The following is a 16,167-nucleotide window of genomic DNA, read 5'->3' as shown; positions in this document are numbered from 1 at the left end:
GCGCCGGCCAGGCGCACGATGGCAAACCCGCCACGAGCGGCCTGCCGTCCTGAGTTATCCGCCCACGAAATCGCGCGGCGTGAAGCTGAGATCGAGGACCTTCCACTCGTCGTATTTATCCGGCGGCAGCATCGCGTAGGGCTGACACGCCACCAGCGCCGCGATCGCGCCCTTCATCAAGGCCGGCCCCTTCGCCGACGCACTGGCTTCGATCAAGGCAGGCGGCGCGGCGATTTTGCCATCGGTGGTGAACGGCACGCGCAGCACGATGCGAATGTTGTCGCCGGGCGAGACGGATGCGGGCATCTTCGAACAGGTCTTGAGATGACGCCGGAACTGCGCGGTATCCATCGCCGGAATATCCGCCTTGATGGCTTCCGCGGCACCGTTGCCGTCGCCCATGCCACTCGCCGGCAGACCGAGCAAAACGCCATACTTGACGCTGATATCGGGCTCCGGCGCGTTGTACGATGGCGGCGGTGCGGAATGCGGCTGTGTCGAAGGCTGGAGCGACGCTTGCTTCGAGGCGGGCGGCATGGGAGCGCTCGACGACGACGGCGCCGAAGCTGGCGAAGCCTCGGACGGCGTAGATTGCGCCGGCGCTATGGCCGCTTTCGTATTTGCCGTATCTGCCTGCGGCTTGTCGTCCGGACTATCGAACGCATCGGTGGAGGATGTTTGCTGCGGTTCCGGGAGAGCCTCCTTCGCGGGGGAAGGAATCTCCTTCGACGATACGATATCGACCGCAATCGGCTCGGGCGAGACATAGTCGAATGGATGCGCTTCGGTCATAACAAGACCGACCGCCAACGCCATGTGACCGGCAAGCGACGCAGCGGCCGAGCGTATGAACACCTGCGATTCCATCTCTTTCGTCAGCCGCGCTAGTGTCCCGAATCCGAAGTTCGCCAAACTGCGCTGTGCCCTCCGTAGCGAACTTCGGATTCGAAAGAACACTAGCAAACTTATGATTCTAGTGTGGTTTAGGTTCAGAAGTTCGCTTGAAGCGCTTGCAGAGGGAATGAAGCGAACTTCTGAACCACCACGTTAGCCGTGCCGCCATCATAACGGCCGGCCTCGGTTTCGTATGCAGCTATTTTGAATCGACGCACGGTATTGAACCATTGCTCTTGCAGGGCAACTATCATTGCGTCATGGCATCAGCCCATGACCACACAAGATTCGCAGCCAACGATCTCCCTCGAAGAAAACATTCTCAAGGTCCTGACGCGCGACACCACCAGGACGCTGAGCGCTCCCGAACTCGCACAGGCGATTGCCGCTGAATCCGACTGGCATCGCCTGCTGATGCCGATCCGGCGCGCGGCCGTGGCACTGGCACAGTCGGGGCGCCTTGTGATCTATCGCAAAGGCAAACCAGCCGATCCCCTGGACTTCCGCGGCGTATACCGGCTGGGGCTGCCGCGGCTGGACTGAACGGCTTTTTTTTATCGCTACCGCGGTCCCGGAAACAACACATCGCTCCGTCCCGTCAGCCGGTAGGCCAGCAGGCCGCACCATTCGTGGACGGCGGTATCGGCGCGAGCAAGGCCCGCGCTCAGCCTGTCGAACGGCGTCCACGCATCGATCCAACCCCTCGTGCGCCAGTCGACCGGATAGGCTTCGACATCGAAGCCAGCCTTGCGAAACACGCCGATCGCTCGCGGCATATGATAGGCGGACGTCACCAGCAGCCAGCGCTCGCCGGGCTTCGGAGCGATCAACCGGCGGGTGAAGCGTGCGTTTTCATCGGTGGTCCGCGACTCGCTTTCGAGCACGATGCGCCCGGGCGCAATGCCCAAACGTTCGAAAAGACGGCCAGCGATCGGCGCCTCGGCAACGGAGTTCGCGAACAGATTCCCGGTTCCGCTACTGTAAACGATACGCGCCTTTGGAAATCGCCGCGCCAATTCGAGCCCGCCGATGATCCGCTCAGCGGCTCCGTTGACTTCCACGGCCTTCCGCGCGGCGGAGGGTTCGGTCTCGATGGCTCCGCCGAGGATGATGATTCCGTCCGGCTCGCGGCCATCGAAATGCCATGCAGGAAAGCGTTCCGACAATGTCAGGAGCAGCACGTTGCTGAGCGGCGAATAGCCGAAAATCAGCAGCGCCATCACTCCTACCGCCAGCAAACCCGTTCCGGCACGCCGCCGCTTCATGACCAGCAGACACAGGCCCAGACCGCAGGCAAGCGCGATCGCGTTCGACGGCAGTGCGATAAATCCGATTATTTTGGAGAGCAGGAAGAACATGCAATCAACCGGCAAGCAGAGATGCGCCCTGCATGCGTGATCTCCAGACCAAGATCAATGGCAGAGCACAAAGGCGGCTCATCGCGCGCGGCCTGCGAGCTAATCCCATTTCGGAGCGAATCCGAAATCGGTCAGGCGTCCGTTAGCGCTGCCCATCGCCGATATCATTGCCATCTCGTCATCGGTCAGCGTGAAGTCGAAAATATCGATATTTTCCGACAGCCGTTCTATTCGCGACGTCCGCGGTATAGCCGCCACGTTTTGCTGAACCAGCCAGCGCAGGCAAACCTGTGCCGCAGTCTTGCCGTGAGCGGCCCCGATCCGGGCCAGCGTCTCATCGTTCTTGATGCGCCCCTTGGCGACGGGGCTATAGGCGACCAAAGCCATGTCGTGGCGCCGGCACGCATCCAGAACCTTGGCCTGATCGAGATACGGATGATACTCGACCTGATCGCAAACCAGAGGCTCCGGACAGAGAGCGACCGCCTGCTCGATCAATGCGACGGTGAAATTCGACACGCCGATATGACGCGCCATGCCGAGCCGCCTGACGTTGGCAAGCGCGCTCAAGGTCTCAGCCAGCGGAATTCGCGGATTGGGCCAGTGCAGCAACACCAGGTCGATCTGCGCGACGCGCAGTTGCTTGAGACTTTCCTTGACGGAACGTTCGAGATCGTTGGGCGCGAAATGCGTGGTCCAGACCTTGGTCGTGACGAAAACATTGTCACGACCGATGCCGGACGCGCGCAGGCCTTCGCCGACTTCGCGTTCGTTCTCATACATCTGCGCGGTGTCGATATGGCGGTAGCCGAACCTGAGCGCCTGCTCGACGAGACGCGCGCAGGCCCGGCCGCGAAGCTCCCATGTGCCCAGCCCGATGGCCGGAATGCGCGCGCCACTGGCCTCAATGAACCGCATCGCAACCTCCGGCTATCGCGCCGAGAGTAAACTGAGCCTTTGTGCGAACATTATGCCGTTTGCGACAACGCGCCAAGCAGTACGCCGACGCGCTCAGCCGGCGATATGTCCGTCGAGAGCAGCGAACACGGTTTCGGGCGCGTGCGCAATGACGGCTAGAAGCGCGCGCGCGGGTCCTCGCGGCGCCCGCTTGCCCTGCTCCCAGTTGCGGATGGTTTCAACGGGAACGCCCAGTCGCGCCGCGAACTCAATCTGGGTCAGACGCGCCCGCCGACGCAGGCTTCTGACCTCAGGTACTGTGACCGGAGGCACTGTGAGCGGAGATACTGTGAGCGGAGATACCGTAGCCGGCGCAAACCCTGCAACATGGCCCGAAGCGGGACTCGGGGCGGGCATGGACGGCGCAAGCGGAAACTCTCGCCCATCGCGGATTTCCACGATTCGTCCGTCCGCTTTCAAACGCAAGCGCTGCATGACCATCCCCGACTCAAGTGGATGGTCTGCGATGTGCGTTAAGACACGGTGAACAGTAGGACAATCGCCGTGGCGGACTGCGTGGAAGGGCATCATCCTGTTTCACGACACCCGCGTGCAAACTGCTGCCATGCTGCCCGATTTCCTGAAATACCTGCGCGTCAACGGCTATCGCGTGGTGCATGTCGTCCCGAAGCCGAAAGGCGCGGACAAGCATGTAAACCCCGACCACAACCCGAATATCCGCTAGCGGCCCATTACCGTAGGGTTAAGGCTGCGTTCATCGCCTGGCCTGTAGTTTCGGGCCGAAATGGACGGTCTGAAGGTATCTCGAATGGCAAAGACGTTGAACGGAGCCTGGCTGCGGCCACAGTGGATTCTTTGCCTCGGCCTGCTCGCCGCCACACTGGAATTCACCGCATTTCCCGCCCGGGCCGGCGACTGTCCCGGCAATCCCGATGCCCTCGGAACCTTCCGGACGCTGGTCGTGGACCCGCGCGAACATCCACGCATCGGCACCATGCAATACCCGGAAACGTTGCCGCTCCGGGATCATGAGGTGGTGCTGACCTTCGACGACGGCCCGCTGCCGCCGCATAGCCTCCAGATTCTCGATATCCTCGCTCGGGAATGCGTAAAGGCAACCTTCTTTACGATCGGCCGGATGGCGCACGACTATCCGCAAGACCTCCGCCGGGTGCTGGCAGCCGGTCATTCCATCGGCACCCATTCGCAGAACCATCCCCTTAGTATGAACCGGATGCCGATCGAACGGGCGCGAAAGGAAATCGACGACGGTATCGCTTCCGCGGCGGCGGCATTGGGCGATCCTGCGGCTGTGGCGCCATTCATGCGCATTCCCGGTCTGTTGCGGGCGAAGGGCGTCGAGGACTATCTGGCGTCGAAAGGCATTCAGGTCTGGAGCGCAGACTTTCCGGCGGACGACTGGCGGCACATCTCGGCCGACCGCGTCTATCAGCTCGCAATCAGCCGGATCGAGGCCAAGGGCAAAGGCATTTTGCTGTTGCACGACATCCAGGCGCGGACGGTGGCGGCGCTGCCCAGGATTCTCCGCACACTGAAGGAGCGCGGCTACCACATCGTTCACGTGGTTCCGGCCACACCTAGTCTGCCGAAGACACCGACCGAGCCGCAGGACTGGCGGTTGCATCCGACCCCGGAAACGGTCGCGATCTCGCATTGGCCCAAAGTGCCGAGCTTCAGTTTTGCAAACACCGGCACGCTCCCCGCTCCTGCGATCTCGGATTCCGATCTGCACGACGGCAAGTTGATGCTTTTGCCCGAGGCTTTCGAGCGCTCACGGCGTTTCGTGCGCGGCGCCGTGCCGCTGCCGGAAGAGCCGCTATGGCCGCGCCAATTGGCGGTGGCTGCCGGCAACGCCACCGACACGTTTCCGGTGCCCGCGCAAAATGTGTTCGCAATCCAGGAAAAATCCGCTGTGCCGCTTAACGCCGTCGTTCCGGTGTCGCACCACGCCGAGCAAACCGGCGAGCCAAGCGATGGCGTCGATGAAATTGCACATCTGATTGCGATCGATGCGAGCGCCGCGAAGCGCACGATTCCGGGAAGCGCGCCGGTGACCCCACCCGGATTGCACTAGCGCGCAGTCCGCAAGAGCAAGCGGAGGCTTACACAAATACCGGGACTTAGCCCGGCACCCGAAGCCCCTCAGCTCCGATCGCGCGTAGCGCGGAGGACGATGTCCTCGGCTTCCATCTGCGCCATGTCGAGCAGATAGCCGAGGGTTTCAAGACCGTGGCGCCGGGCAATCAGCCCAAGATCGGCGACCGCCGCCGCCAGATAGCGTGCGGCCTCGTCCGGACCGCCGTCACCGGCGGATTCGCCCGCGCAGGCCCTGTCGTCGCGGGAATCCGCTTTCCGGTCTGGTCGTCCCCTCATCCCGGAGACTCCTTCTCATCACAGTCAGGCTGATCACAGTCAGGGAGGAAGCTGTTCGCTTCCGTTACCCTTTATGATTGAACATCTATAGGTAGAGTTGTTAAAACAATACAATCTTTAAGAGAGGTGAGACCAAAGGTTTTCACACAAGTCTATTTGACTTAAGGGCGTGCTGCACCCATGTTCGCCCCGAAACCGTCCGCGCATCCCTCGCGGAACCGGCCTTGAGTTTTCTCATTAAGCCATTGGAATAACATGAATATCGTCATTGTTGAGTCGCCTGCAAAGGCCAAGACGATCAACAAGTATCTGGGCGCTTCCTACGAGGTGCTGGCGTCGTTCGGCCACGTCCGCGACCTCCCCGCCAAGAACGGATCGGTCGATCCGGATGCCAATTTCCAGATGATCTGGGAGGTCGATCCCAAGGCCGTCGGCCGACTCAACGACATCGCCAAGTCGCTCAAGGGCGCCGACAAGCTTATTCTCGCCACCGACCCCGATCGCGAGGGCGAGGCGATCTCCTGGCATGTGCTTGAGGTGTTGAAGCAGAAGCGCGCGCTGAAGGACCAGAAGATCGAGCGCGTTGTCTTCAACGCCATCACCAAGCAGGCCGTCACCGACGCGATGAAGAATCCTCGCCAGATCGACGGCGCGCTGGTCGACGCCTACATGGCGCGCCGTGCGCTCGACTATCTGGTCGGCTTCACCCTCTCCCCGGTGCTGTGGCGCAAGCTGCCCGGCGCACGCTCGGCCGGTCGCGTGCAGTCGGTCGCCTTGCGGCTGGTCTGCAGCCGCGAGCTTGAGATCGAGAAATTCGTCCCGCGCGAATACTGGTCGCTGATCGCGACCCTGGCGACCCCGCGCGGCGAAACCTTCGAAGCTCGCCTGGTCGGCGCCGACGGCAAGAAAATTCAGCGGCTCGACATCGGCAGCGGCGCCGAGGCCGAGGATTTCAGGAAGGCGATCGAGGCCGCCAATTTCACCGTCTCGACCGTCGAGGCGAAACCGGCGCGCCGCAACCCGCAGGCGCCCTTCACCACCTCGACCCTGCAGCAGGAGGCGAGCCGCAAGCTCGGCTTCGCGCCGGCGCATACGATGCGGATCGCGCAACGGCTCTACGAAGGCATCGATATCGGCGGCGAGACCACCGGCCTCATCACTTACATGCGAACCGACGGCGTCCAGATCGACGGCTCGGCGATCACGCAGGCGCGCAAGGTGATCGGCGAGGATTATGGCAACGCCTACGTGCCGGATGCGCCGCGCCAGTATCAGACCAAGGCCAAGAACGCGCAGGAAGCCCATGAGGCGATTCGCCCGACCGACCTGTCGCGCCGTCCCGCGGACATGAAGCGGCGTCTCGATTCCGATCAGGCCAGGCTCTATGAGCTAATCTGGATCCGGACCATCGCCAGTCAGATGGAGTCGGCGGAACTGGAACGCACCACCGTCGACATCGCGGCCAGGGCCGGATCGCGCGTGCTGGAACTGCGCGCCAGCGGCCAGGTCGTCAAGTTCGACGGCTTCCTGGCGCTGTATCAGGAAGGCCGCGACGATGAGGAAGACGAGGACAGCCGTCGTCTTCCCGCCATGAGCGACGGCGAAGCGTTGAGGCGCGAGAACCTCAGCGTCACCCAGCATTTCACCGAGCCGCCGCCGCGCTTCTCGGAAGCCTCGCTGGTCAAGCGCATGGAGGAACTCGGCATCGGCCGTCCCTCGACCTACGCCTCGATCCTGCAGGTGCTCAAGGATCGCGGATACGTCAAACTCGAGAAGAAACGGCTCTACGGCGAAGACAAGGGCCGCGTCGTCGTGGCGTTCCTCGAGAATTTCTTCGCGCGCTATGTCGAATACAACTTCACCGCCAACCTCGAGGAGCAGCTAGACCGCATCTCGAACAACGAGGTGTCGTGGCAGCAAGTCCTGAAGGATTTCTGGAATGACTTCATCGGCGTGGTCAATGAGATCAAGGACGTTCGCGTTTCCGAAGTGCTCGACGTGCTCGACAACATGCTCGGGCCGCACATCTATGCGCCGCGCGAGGATGGCGGCGATCCGCGCCAGTGTCCCACCTGCGGGACCGGAAAACTGAACCTCAAGGCCGGAAAGTTCGGCGCCTTCGTCGGCTGCTCCAACTACCCGGAATGCCGCTACACCCGTCCCCTCGCCGCCGATGGCGACGCTGGCGGCGACCGCGTTCTCGGCAAGGATCCACAGAGCGGTCTCGATGTCACGGTGAAGTCCGGCCGCTTCGGACCCTACATCCAGCTCGGCGAACCCAGCGATTATGGCGAGGGCGAAAAGCCGAAACGCGCGGGCATTCCGAAGAACACGTCGCCCGCTGACATGGAGCTGGACCTCGCCGTGAAGCTCCTTTCGCTGCCGCGCGAAATCGGCAAGCATCCGGAGACCGGCGAGCCGATCACAGCCGGCATCGGCCGCTTCGGTCCGTTCGTACGGCATGAAAAAACCTATGCGAGTCTGGAAGCCGGCGACGAGGTGTTCGACATCGGCCTCAACCGCGCGGTGACGCTGATCGCGGAGAAAATCGCAAAGGGGCCGAGCCGCCGCTTTGGCGCCGATCCGGGCAAGCCGCTTGGCGATCACCCCACTCTTGGCGGTGTGGTGGTCAAGAGCGGGCGATACGGCGTCTACGTTTCCGCTGGCGGCATCAACGCCACAATTCCGAGCGACAAGACCCAGGACACTATCACCCTGCCCGAGGCCATCGCGCTGATCGACGAACGCGCCGCCAAAGGCGGCGGCAAGCCGAAGCGCGCGGCAAAGAAAGCCAAGCCCGCCGGAACTGAAAAGACCGGCAAGGCCAACGCCGTGGCAGCAAAGCCGACCAAAAAGGCGGCTGCGAAACAGGCCTCCGTCAAGCCGAAGTCCGCCGCGGTGAGCAAGGCGCGCGGTTCGATCGCAGCAGTCAAACCGCCGGCCAAGGCTGAAAAAGCGCCCGCAAAGAAGAGTGCTGGCAAGAACGGCTGACGTGAGCAAACCGCGCGACAAGCGTTTCCCGGACCGCGAGACCATCGTCGCCTTCATTCGCGCCCATCCGGGGCGAGCGGGAACACGCGAGATCGCCCGCGAGTTCGGCCTGAAGAACGCGGATCGCGTCGAACTCAAGCAAATCCTGCGCGATCTCGCGGACGACGGTACGATCGTCAAACAAGGCCGCAAGCTGCAGCAGGCGGAAACGCTGCCGCCGACGCTGATAGCCGATATCACCGGACGCGATAGCGACGGCGAACTTCTCGCGACGCCCACCGAATGGGACGAGGAGGCAGGCGCCCCACCGAAAATCCGCATCCATGTGCCGCGCCGCACCAAGCCCGGCACCGCGGCCGGCGTCGGCGACCGCGCGCTGCTGCGCATCGAAGCGACGGAGCCGGACGACTCCGCACGCTATCGTGCTCGCGTCATCAAGGTGATCGATCACACCCGCGCGCGTATCCTCGGCATCTACCGCACCTTGCCTCAGGGCGGCGGCCGCTTGGTGCCGGTCGACAAGAAACAGGCCGGCCGCGAGTTGAACATCGCGAAAGCCGACAGCGCCGGCGCGGAGGACGGCGATCTCGTGAGCGTCGAACTCGTGCGTACGCGCGGTTTCGGTCTTGCGTCGGGCAAGGTGAAGGAGCGGCTAGGCTCGCTCGCGACCGAAAAGGCCGTCAGCCTGATCGCGATCCACGCCCACGACATTCCGCAGGCGTTTGCGCCGGCTGCCTTGCGCGAAGCCGAGGCTGCGAAGCCCGCGACCCTTCGTAACCGCGAAGACTGGCGCGCGCTGCCGCTCGTGACCATCGATCCGCCCGATGCCAAGGATCACGACGACGCGGTTCACGCCACGCCCGACGACGATCCGAACAACAAGGGCGGCGTCATCGTCACCGTCGCCATCGCCGACGTTGCCTATTACGTGCGGCCTGAATCGGCGCTGGACCATGATGCGCTGACGCGGGGCAATTCGGTTTATTTCCCCGACCGCGTGGTGCCGATGCTGCCTGAGCGCATCTCCAACGATCTCTGTTCGCTGGTACCCGGAAAAGCGCGCGGCGCCCTGGCCGTGCGCATGGTGATCGGTCCCGACGGCCGCAAGCGCTCGCATACATTTCATCGCATCCTGATGCGCTCGGCGGCAAAGCTGAACTACGCGCAGGCGCAGGCCGCGATCGACGGCAACCCCGACGATGCCACCGGCCCCCTGCTCGACCCGATCCTGAAACCGCTTTATGCGGCCTATGCGTTGGTGAAGCGGGCGCGCGACGAGCGCGATCCGCTCGATCTCGAACTGCCCGAGCGCAAGATTCTCCTGAAGACCGACGGCACGGTTGACCGCGTCATCGTGCCGGAGCGGCTCGACGCTCACCGCCTGATCGAGGAGTTCATGATCCTCGCCAACGTCGCCGCCGCGGAGATGCTGGAGAAGAAGGGCCAGCCGCTGATCTATCGGGTCCATGACGAGCCGACGGTGGAGAAAGTCCACAACCTTCGGGAGTTCCTGAAGACGCTCGACATGTCCTTCGCCAAGAGCGGCGCGCTGAGGCCCGAGTTGTTCAATCGCGTCCTCGATCAGGTCAAGGGCCACGACTCCGAGTCGCTGGTGAACGAGGTGGTGCTTCGGTCGCAGGCGCAGGCTGAATATTCCGCGGAGAACTACGGCCACTTCGGCCTCAACCTGCGGCGCTACGCGCATTTCACGTCCCCGATCAGGCGATACGCGGACCTGATGGTGCACCGCGCCCTGATCCGAGCGCTCGGCCTTGGCGACGGCGCGCTGCCGGACGCCGAGACCACCGAGACGCTGGCCGAAATCGCCGCGCAGATTTCCGTCACCGAACGCCGCGCCATGAAGGCGGAACGCGAGACCGCCGACCGCCTGATCGCGCATTTCCTCGCCGACCGCATCGGCAATATCTTCGAGGGCCGGATTTCGGGAGTGACCCGCGCGGGGCTGTTCGTGAAACTGACCGATACCGGTGCCGATGGACTAATCCCGATCCGGTCCCTGGGCACGGAATATTTCAACTATGACGAGGCCCGCCACGCGCTGGTGGGCTCGCGCAGCGGTGCCATGCACAAGCTGGGTGACGTGGTCGAGGTTCGTCTGGTAGAAGCTATACCCTTGGCTGGCGCCCTGCGTTTCGAACTCCTATCTGGAGGCCATGCCGGGCCACGCGATCACCGCGCGCGCGGCGGTCGGAACACGAAGGGGCCGCGTAGTCCACAGGGCACGCGGCATCCCGAAGTCCATTCGAAGGTCCATCCGGGCCGCAAACCGCGCAAGGCATCGCGCAAGCCGGGTAAGAGTAAGGCCGGCAAACCGAAGAAGGGCAAATCATGACGGCGCCTACTCCCGATACCGCGAGCACAGCCGCCACAATCTGGACCTCGGAAGGCGAGAAGCGCCATCTCTGGGCCGCGATGAAGCGCGGCTTTTCCGGCCGCTGCCCGAAATGCGGCAAAGGCAAGCTCTTTCGCGCCTTTCTGAAGACCGCCGACAACTGTTCGGAATGCGGACTCGATTTTTCCCCGCACCGCGCCGACGACCTGCCCGCCTATCTCGTTATCATCGTCGTCGGCCACATCGTGATACCGCTGGCGCTGCTGATAGAGAAAGAGTTTTCGCCGCCGCTCATCGCTCAGTGGGCGATCTATCTGCCGATGACGCTGTTCCTGGCGCTATGGCTGATTCAGCCGATCAAGGGCGGGGTGGTCGGCCTCCAGTGGGCCTTGCGTATGCACGGTTTCGACGAGAATTTTGTCGAAGATCAATTCTGATCTGGCAGTTCGGCCCGGTCATCGGAACTGCGCGGTTAGCGAGATGAGCGAGGCGGCGCAACACTCCCTGCAAGAGGCCAGCCGCCACCCCTATCGTCGCCCGAAAGATGCCGCCGCGCTGATCCTGATCGACCGCAGCGCGGCCGCGCCAAGAGTGCTGCTCGGCAAACGCCATGACAAGGTGATCTTCATGCCGGGCAAGTTCGTCTTTCCCGGCGGCAGCGTCGAAACGACCGATAATAAAGTACCGCTCGCTGCACCGATCCCGAAAGAACTCGAGGCCAACCTGCTCAAGGGCGGCCCGAAGATCCAATCGTCTCGCGCGCGCTCGCTTGCGGTTGCTGCGATCCGCGAGGCCTGCGAGGAAACCGGACTTTGCCTCGGACGCAAGAACAGAGGCGCCGTCGCAAGGTTGACCGGGGCCTGGCAACCGTTCGGCGATGCCGGATTGCTGCCCGACCCCTCCAGCCTTCACCTGATCGCACGCGCCATCACCCCGCCGGGCTACGTCCGGCGTTTCGACACCCGCTTCTTCAGCGCGGATGCATCCGCGATCGCCCATCGTATCGATGGCGTGATCCACGCCGACGCCGAACTGGTCGAGCTGGTCTGGGTCGAGATGGACGCAAAGTCTCTCGCCGACCTTCATCCCATAACCAGGAGCGTGCTCGGCGAACTCGAAAAGCGTCTCGCCGCCGGTCCGCTGCGTCACGATGCCGACGTGCCGTTCTTCCGTTTCTACGGCGGCAGGATGCACAGGGATGTTTTGCCGGGCGTAGCTTGAAACGTCATTTCCGGGATGGAAACCGGCTCTTTGCGGAGAATGGGCCTATCTCAAGCCCTCAACAGCCTCGAAATCCTTGACTTTGGGCATTTCGCGGCTAGTTTGCCGGCCAGACGCGGGCCTGATGCTGGGCCGGCTTTTCCGATCCCCGACATCAAAGGGTTTTCACATGGCCAAGGCGGTCACCATCAAGGTCAAGCTGGTTTCCAGCGCCGACACCGGCTTCTATTACGTCGCCAAGAAGAATTCGCGAACAATGACCGACAAGCTGGTCAAGAAAAAGTACGATCCGGTGGCGCGCAAGCACGTCGAATTCCGCGAAGCCAAGATCAAGTAAGATCACTTCATCGGCGGTGAATTGGAGCGGGGCTTTCATGCCCCGTTTTATTTTGCGTGGACCTGCGGCGGCAAGGATGCTGCTACGGTGCGAAAATCATACCGACGAAGGGTCATGCCGCCTCTGCCACGACGCGGTTTCGGCCGTCGTGCTTGGCGCGATAGAGCGCGATGTCGGCGCGCTTGAGAACGTCGGCGACCGGTTCTCCCTTCCGCTCCAGGATCGACAGTCCGATCGAGATGGTCACGTCAATCCGCTTCGCACCCTTGTGGACAGCGAACGGTTCGCCTGCGATCGAGCGGCGCAGCCGCTCGGCCACCATGCCGGCGACGTGCAGATCGGTCTCCGGCATCACGATCACGAACTCTTCCCCGCCATACCGGCAGGCGAGATCGATACCGCGGATGGATTTGCGGATTCGCACCGCGAATTCGCGCAGCACGTCGTCGCCGGCATCGTGGCCGTAGCTGTCATTGATCGACTTGAAGAAGTCGATATCGAGCATCATCAGGGCCAGCGGCTTGCCGCGCAGCGAGGCCTGCTCGGCCAGCGTAACCAGATGGCTTTCCATATAGCGGCGGTTGTGCAACCCGGTCAGCCCGTCGGTGACCGCCATTTCGATCGAGTTCTGCACGTTGTCGCGCAGGTGGTCGGTGTAACGGCGGCGGCGGATCTGCGTGCGGGCGCGGGCGAGCAACTCGTTCTTGTCGACCGGCCGCAGCAGATAATCGTTGACGCCGATTTCGAGACCACGCAGCAATCGCGTATTGCTGTTGGCATCGGCTATGGCAAGGATCGGAACGTGCCGTGTACGCTCCAGCGAGCGCGCCTGGCTGCACAACCGCAGGCCGTCGAAATTTTCCAGTCCGAGCGACACGATGAGAAGATCGTAATTGCTTTCGGCGGCATGAAACAGCGCCTCGGACGGATCGGTTTCGACATCGACGGTGTGCTCAGCGCTCAGCACCGAGGCCAGCCGCTCATACGACGAGGCGCGATCATCGACCAGCAGGATGCGCCCACCCTTCCCGGTGTCGGCAACCGCGTCGCGCTCCGGCGCCTGCACGCCGATTTCGAGCGAGGTGACGGCGCGCAGGCGCAGCTCGTCGGTCATCATCTTCAGACGTGTCAGCGAGCGGACCCGCGCGATCAGCACCACATCCGAGACCGGCTTGGTCAGGAAGTCGTCGGCGCCGGCCTCGAGCCCGCGCACACGGTCGGACGGGCTGTCCAGCGCCGTCACCATCACCACGGGGATGAAATGAGTTGCCGGGTCGGCCTTCAGCCGGCGGCAGACCTCGAAACCGTCCATGTCCGGCATCATGATATCGAGCAGGACGATGTCGCACTTGGCACGCGCGCAGACCTCCAGCGCCTGCGCGCCGTTGGACGCGGTCATGACGTCGAAATACTCCGCCGACAATCGTGCTTCCAGCAGCTTGACGTTGGCGGGGATATCGTCGACGACCAGAACACGCGCAGACACCGCTGTCTCCTTAACCCACGAACCGACGGACGGTCTCGATGAACTTGCCGACGGAAATCGGCTTCGACAGATAAGCCTCGCAACCGCCCTCGCGGATACGCTCTTCGTCGCCCTTCATCGCAAATGCCGTCACCGCGACCACGGGAATCGCGCGCAGCTCTGGATCGTCCTTGATCCAGCGCGTGACATCGAGACCGGACACCTGCGGCAACTGAATATCCATGAGAACGAGATCAGGGCGAAGCTTGCGGACCAGGTCGAGCGCCTCGAAACCGTTGCTGGTCCCCGACGTCTGATACCCATGAGCCTCCAACAGATCGCGGAAGAGCTTCATGTTGAGTTCGTTGTCTTCTACGATCAGGACCGTCTTGGCCACCCTGGCCTCCAGTCGACGCTGCGCTCACCCGCCTTGGTGAGCGAAGCATGCACAAGCATCACAAACTTATCCGCAAACTGGATTTAGATTTGCACCAGAACTCGCTCCAAAGCCGTTAAGGCGCAGTACGATCTTTATGCGAGCGGATTAGCACTTGCTTGAACACGTTTCAGGGACTCGGGCATGATGCTTCCAAAGTAGAGACGATAGGTTACGGAAAGGCAAACAGCCACAATGACAAAGCGTGTGCATAACCCGCGCGAAGTAGCTGAGATCGTGGCGATTCAGGCGCTTTCGTTCGTCGCTGGCGACGGCGAACGGCTGGGCCGGTTTCTGGCCGAAACCGGAATTGGTCCGGAGACCCTGCGCGCCTCAGCCTCCGATCCTCACTTCCTTGCCGGCGTGCTCGATTTCGTGCTGCGCGACGACGCAACCGTGACGGCTTTTTCGGACTCCTCGGGACATCATCCCACCACGATCGCCGCCGCGCGGGAGGCGCTCGGCGATCCCCTTTGGGAGCGCGAGGTTCCGTGACTGTAGGTTCGTCTGACGGTCCATTGTGCATTTGCCGGGACTGTTTCGGCGATCCCGGCTTTCCGGCGGTTCGTTGCAGCACATGCGGCTCTCCCCGGCTCGTGCGCCACTGCGCACTGCCGGCGTTGAGCCTCGCCCATATCGATTGCGACGCATTCTACGCCACCGTCGAGAAACGCGACAATCCTGCGCTTGCGGACAAACCCGTCATCATCGGCGGCGGCAGGCGTGGCGTGGTGTCGGCCGCCTGCTATATCGCCCGGACCTACGGCGTGCATTCCGCCATGCCGATGTTCAAGGCGCTGGCGCTCTGCCCCTCCGCCGCCGTCATTGCGCCGGACATGGCGAAATATGTCCGGGTCGGCCGCGAGGTGCGGCACGCCATGCAGGCGCTGACGCCGCTGGTGGAACCGCTGTCGATCGACGAGGCCTTCCTCGACCTCGGCGGCACCCAGCGTGTCCACGGCACGATTCCGGCCAAGGTGCTGGCAAAATTCGCAGCCGACGTCGAGCGCACCATCGGCATCACGGTGTCGGTCGGACTGTCGTGCAACAAATTCCTCGCGAAGATCGCCTCGGACCTCGACAAGCCACGCGGATTCGCAGCGCTCGATCAGGGCGAGGCGCGCATCATGCTCGCGGACAAGCCGGTCGGCTTCATTTTCGGCGTCGGCCCCGCCACCCAGGAGCGGCTGGCGCAGCGCGGCTTCCGGACCATCGGCGATCTGCAGCGCGCCGACGAGATCGACATGATGAAGCAATTTTCGACCGAGGGCCGCCGACTATGGCGGCTGGCGCGCGGCATCGACGACCGGCGAGTGATCGCCGACCGCGGCGCCAGGACCATCTCCAGCGAGACGACGTTCGAGACCGATGTCCGCGACTTCGCCACGCTCGAACGAATCCTCTGGCGTCTGTCGGAGAGGGTGTCGTCACGGCTGAAGACAAGCGGACTGGCGGGATCGACAATCACGCTGAAACTGAAGACCGCCGATTTCCGGCAACGGACCCGTTCGCAATCGGTCTCCGTCCCGACCCAACTCGCGTCGAAGATTTTCGCAACCTGCCGCGAAATGCTGGCGAAGGAAATCGACGGCACCGCCTTCCGCCTGATGGGAGCGGGCGTCAGTGCCTTGCGGCCGGGGTCACAGGCTGACGACACCGATATGCTCGATCGCCGCTCGGCCGATGCCGAGCGAGCGATGGACCATCTGCGCAACAAGTTCGGGAGCGCGGCCGTCATCAGGGGCATAGCCTATGACGGGCCCGAGAAACCACGTCAGTAAAAACGGCCAAGCCATTCGT

The 16,167-nt window shown here is 63.0% G+C and carries 16 protein-coding genes and 1 pseudogene; 10 read left to right on the top strand and 7 right to left on the bottom strand.

Annotated elements, in window-relative coordinates; all coding sequences use genetic code 11:
- Window positions 1-54: 54 nt before the first annotated feature.
- Window positions 55-855: a cell envelope integrity protein TolA gene (gene tolA / locus V4R08_RS02990; RefSeq protein ID WP_335577973.1), complete on the bottom strand. Its 801-nt coding sequence runs from the start codon at window positions 853-855 to the stop codon at window positions 55-57.
- 312 nt (window positions 856-1,167) lie between these two features.
- Between tolA and V4R08_RS02985 the strand changes: the two genes are divergently transcribed.
- The gene (locus tag V4R08_RS02985; protein WP_335577972.1) at window positions 1,168-1,437 is read left to right on the top strand and encodes a DUF3253 domain-containing protein; all 270 of its coding nucleotides are present in this window, start codon (window positions 1,168-1,170) and stop codon (window positions 1,435-1,437) included.
- A gap of 17 nt (window positions 1,438-1,454) precedes the next feature.
- On the opposite strand, the gene V4R08_RS02980 is transcribed toward V4R08_RS02985, so the two are convergent.
- From V4R08_RS02980 to V4R08_RS02970, 3 genes are all read right to left on the bottom strand, one after another.
- Window positions 1,455-2,252 (bottom strand): YdcF family protein, encoded by a 798-nt coding sequence (locus tag V4R08_RS02980; RefSeq protein ID WP_335577971.1) that lies wholly within the window; start codon window positions 2,250-2,252, stop codon window positions 1,455-1,457.
- Between the two features lie 99 nt (window positions 2,253-2,351).
- Complete coding sequence (locus V4R08_RS02975; protein ID WP_335577970.1) at window positions 2,352-3,170, bottom strand: aldo/keto reductase; 819 nt, start codon at window positions 3,168-3,170, stop codon at window positions 2,352-2,354.
- Between the two features lie 93 nt (window positions 3,171-3,263).
- Window positions 3,264-3,644, bottom strand: a complete 381-nt coding sequence (locus V4R08_RS02970) for a helix-turn-helix domain-containing protein (protein WP_335577969.1) — start codon at window positions 3,642-3,644, stop codon at window positions 3,264-3,266.
- 79 nt (window positions 3,645-3,723) lie between these two features.
- On the opposite strand from V4R08_RS02970, the pseudogene V4R08_RS02965 reads away from it, so the two are divergent.
- Window positions 3,724-3,894, top strand: a pseudogene (locus tag V4R08_RS02965) (polysaccharide deacetylase family protein); the annotation flags it as partial.
- A gap of 84 nt (window positions 3,895-3,978) precedes the next feature.
- Entirely contained in the window at window positions 3,979-5,265 is a 1,287-nt protein-coding gene (locus V4R08_RS02960) for a polysaccharide deacetylase family protein (protein WP_335577968.1), read from the top strand.
- 68 nt (window positions 5,266-5,333) lie between these two features.
- On the opposite strand, the gene V4R08_RS02955 is transcribed toward V4R08_RS02960, so the two are convergent.
- On the bottom strand, window positions 5,334-5,564 hold the full coding sequence (locus V4R08_RS02955; RefSeq protein WP_335577967.1) for a hypothetical protein: 231 nt from the start codon (window positions 5,562-5,564) through the stop codon (window positions 5,334-5,336).
- Window positions 5,565-5,819: 255 nt separating this feature from the next.
- Here V4R08_RS02955 and topA point away from each other — a divergent pair, with 255 nt between their 5' ends.
- From topA to rpmG, 5 genes are all read left to right on the top strand, one after another.
- Complete coding sequence (gene topA / locus V4R08_RS02950) at window positions 5,820-8,555, top strand: type I DNA topoisomerase (protein ID WP_335577966.1); 2,736 nt, start codon at window positions 5,820-5,822, stop codon at window positions 8,553-8,555.
- A 1-nt stretch (window position 8,556) separates the two neighbouring features.
- Window positions 8,557-10,908: a ribonuclease R gene (gene rnr / locus V4R08_RS02945; RefSeq protein ID WP_335577965.1), complete on the top strand. Its 2,352-nt coding sequence runs from the start codon at window positions 8,557-8,559 to the stop codon at window positions 10,906-10,908.
- Window positions 10,905-11,345, top strand: coding sequence for a DUF983 domain-containing protein (locus tag V4R08_RS02940; protein ID WP_335577964.1), 441 nt, complete (start codon window positions 10,905-10,907; stop codon window positions 11,343-11,345). Before rnr ends, V4R08_RS02940 begins: the two co-directional genes overlap by 4 nt.
- 43 nt (window positions 11,346-11,388) lie before the next feature.
- Window positions 11,389-12,129 carry an NUDIX hydrolase gene (locus V4R08_RS02935; RefSeq protein WP_335577963.1) on the top strand — a complete coding sequence of 247 codons (741 nt, stop codon included), beginning with the start codon at window positions 11,389-11,391 and terminating at the stop codon, window positions 12,127-12,129.
- Between the two features lie 169 nt (window positions 12,130-12,298).
- Window positions 12,299-12,466, top strand: coding sequence for a 50S ribosomal protein L33 (gene rpmG, locus V4R08_RS02930; RefSeq protein WP_007603295.1), 168 nt, complete (start codon window positions 12,299-12,301; stop codon window positions 12,464-12,466).
- Between the two features lie 112 nt (window positions 12,467-12,578).
- On the opposite strand, the gene V4R08_RS02925 is transcribed toward rpmG, so the two are convergent.
- Both V4R08_RS02925 and V4R08_RS02920 read right to left on the bottom strand, forming a co-directional pair.
- Window positions 12,579-13,952 carry a PleD family two-component system response regulator gene (locus V4R08_RS02925; protein ID WP_335577961.1) on the bottom strand — a complete coding sequence of 458 codons (1,374 nt, stop codon included), beginning with the start codon at window positions 13,950-13,952 and terminating at the stop codon, window positions 12,579-12,581.
- A 10-nt stretch (window positions 13,953-13,962) separates the two neighbouring features.
- Window positions 13,963-14,328 carry a response regulator gene (locus V4R08_RS02920; protein ID WP_011510904.1) on the bottom strand — a complete coding sequence of 122 codons (366 nt, stop codon included), beginning with the start codon at window positions 14,326-14,328 and terminating at the stop codon, window positions 13,963-13,965.
- A 234-nt stretch (window positions 14,329-14,562) separates the two neighbouring features.
- Between V4R08_RS02920 and V4R08_RS02915 the strand changes: the two genes are divergently transcribed.
- Both V4R08_RS02915 and V4R08_RS02910 read left to right on the top strand, forming a co-directional pair.
- Window positions 14,563-14,862: a DUF3572 domain-containing protein gene (locus tag V4R08_RS02915; protein WP_335577960.1), complete on the top strand. Its 300-nt coding sequence runs from the start codon at window positions 14,563-14,565 to the stop codon at window positions 14,860-14,862.
- Window positions 14,859-16,148: a DNA polymerase IV gene (locus V4R08_RS02910; protein ID WP_442935616.1), complete on the top strand. Its 1,290-nt coding sequence runs from the start codon at window positions 14,859-14,861 to the stop codon at window positions 16,146-16,148. The genes V4R08_RS02915 and V4R08_RS02910 overlap by 4 nt, the downstream gene beginning before the upstream one ends.
- The last annotated feature ends 19 nt before the right edge of the window (window positions 16,149-16,167 follow it).

Source organism: Nitrobacter sp. NHB1 (assembly GCF_036964665.1).
Lineage (GTDB): Bacteria > Pseudomonadota > Alphaproteobacteria > Rhizobiales > Xanthobacteraceae > Nitrobacter.
Note: the sequence above shows the minus strand (reverse complement) of the source record. Positions and strands in the feature narration are given on the sequence as shown.

Coding starts and splice junctions, on each gene's coding strand:
- V4R08_RS02955 (WP_335577967.1), bottom strand. CDS start 5,564: ATGAGGGGACGACCAGACCGGAAAGCGGATTCCCGCGACGACAGGGCC.
- V4R08_RS02960 (WP_335577968.1), top strand. CDS start 3,979: ATGGCAAAGACGTTGAACGGAGCCTGGCTGCGGCCACAGTGGATTCTT.
- topA (WP_335577966.1), top strand. CDS start 5,820: ATGAATATCGTCATTGTTGAGTCGCCTGCAAAGGCCAAGACGATCAAC.
- V4R08_RS02975 (WP_335577970.1), bottom strand. CDS start 3,170: ATGCGGTTCATTGAGGCCAGTGGCGCGCGCATTCCGGCCATCGGGCTG.
- V4R08_RS02935 (WP_335577963.1), top strand. CDS start 11,389: ATGAGCGAGGCGGCGCAACACTCCCTGCAAGAGGCCAGCCGCCACCCC.
- V4R08_RS02970 (WP_335577969.1), bottom strand. CDS start 3,644: ATGCAGCGCTTGCGTTTGAAAGCGGACGGACGAATCGTGGAAATCCGC.
- V4R08_RS02915 (WP_335577960.1), top strand. CDS start 14,563: ATGACAAAGCGTGTGCATAACCCGCGCGAAGTAGCTGAGATCGTGGCG.
- V4R08_RS02940 (WP_335577964.1), top strand. CDS start 10,905: ATGACGGCGCCTACTCCCGATACCGCGAGCACAGCCGCCACAATCTGG.
- V4R08_RS02985 (WP_335577972.1), top strand. CDS start 1,168: ATGACCACACAAGATTCGCAGCCAACGATCTCCCTCGAAGAAAACATT.
- rpmG (WP_007603295.1), top strand. CDS start 12,299: ATGGCCAAGGCGGTCACCATCAAGGTCAAGCTGGTTTCCAGCGCCGAC.
- V4R08_RS02980 (WP_335577971.1), bottom strand. CDS start 2,252: ATGTTCTTCCTGCTCTCCAAAATAATCGGATTTATCGCACTGCCGTCG.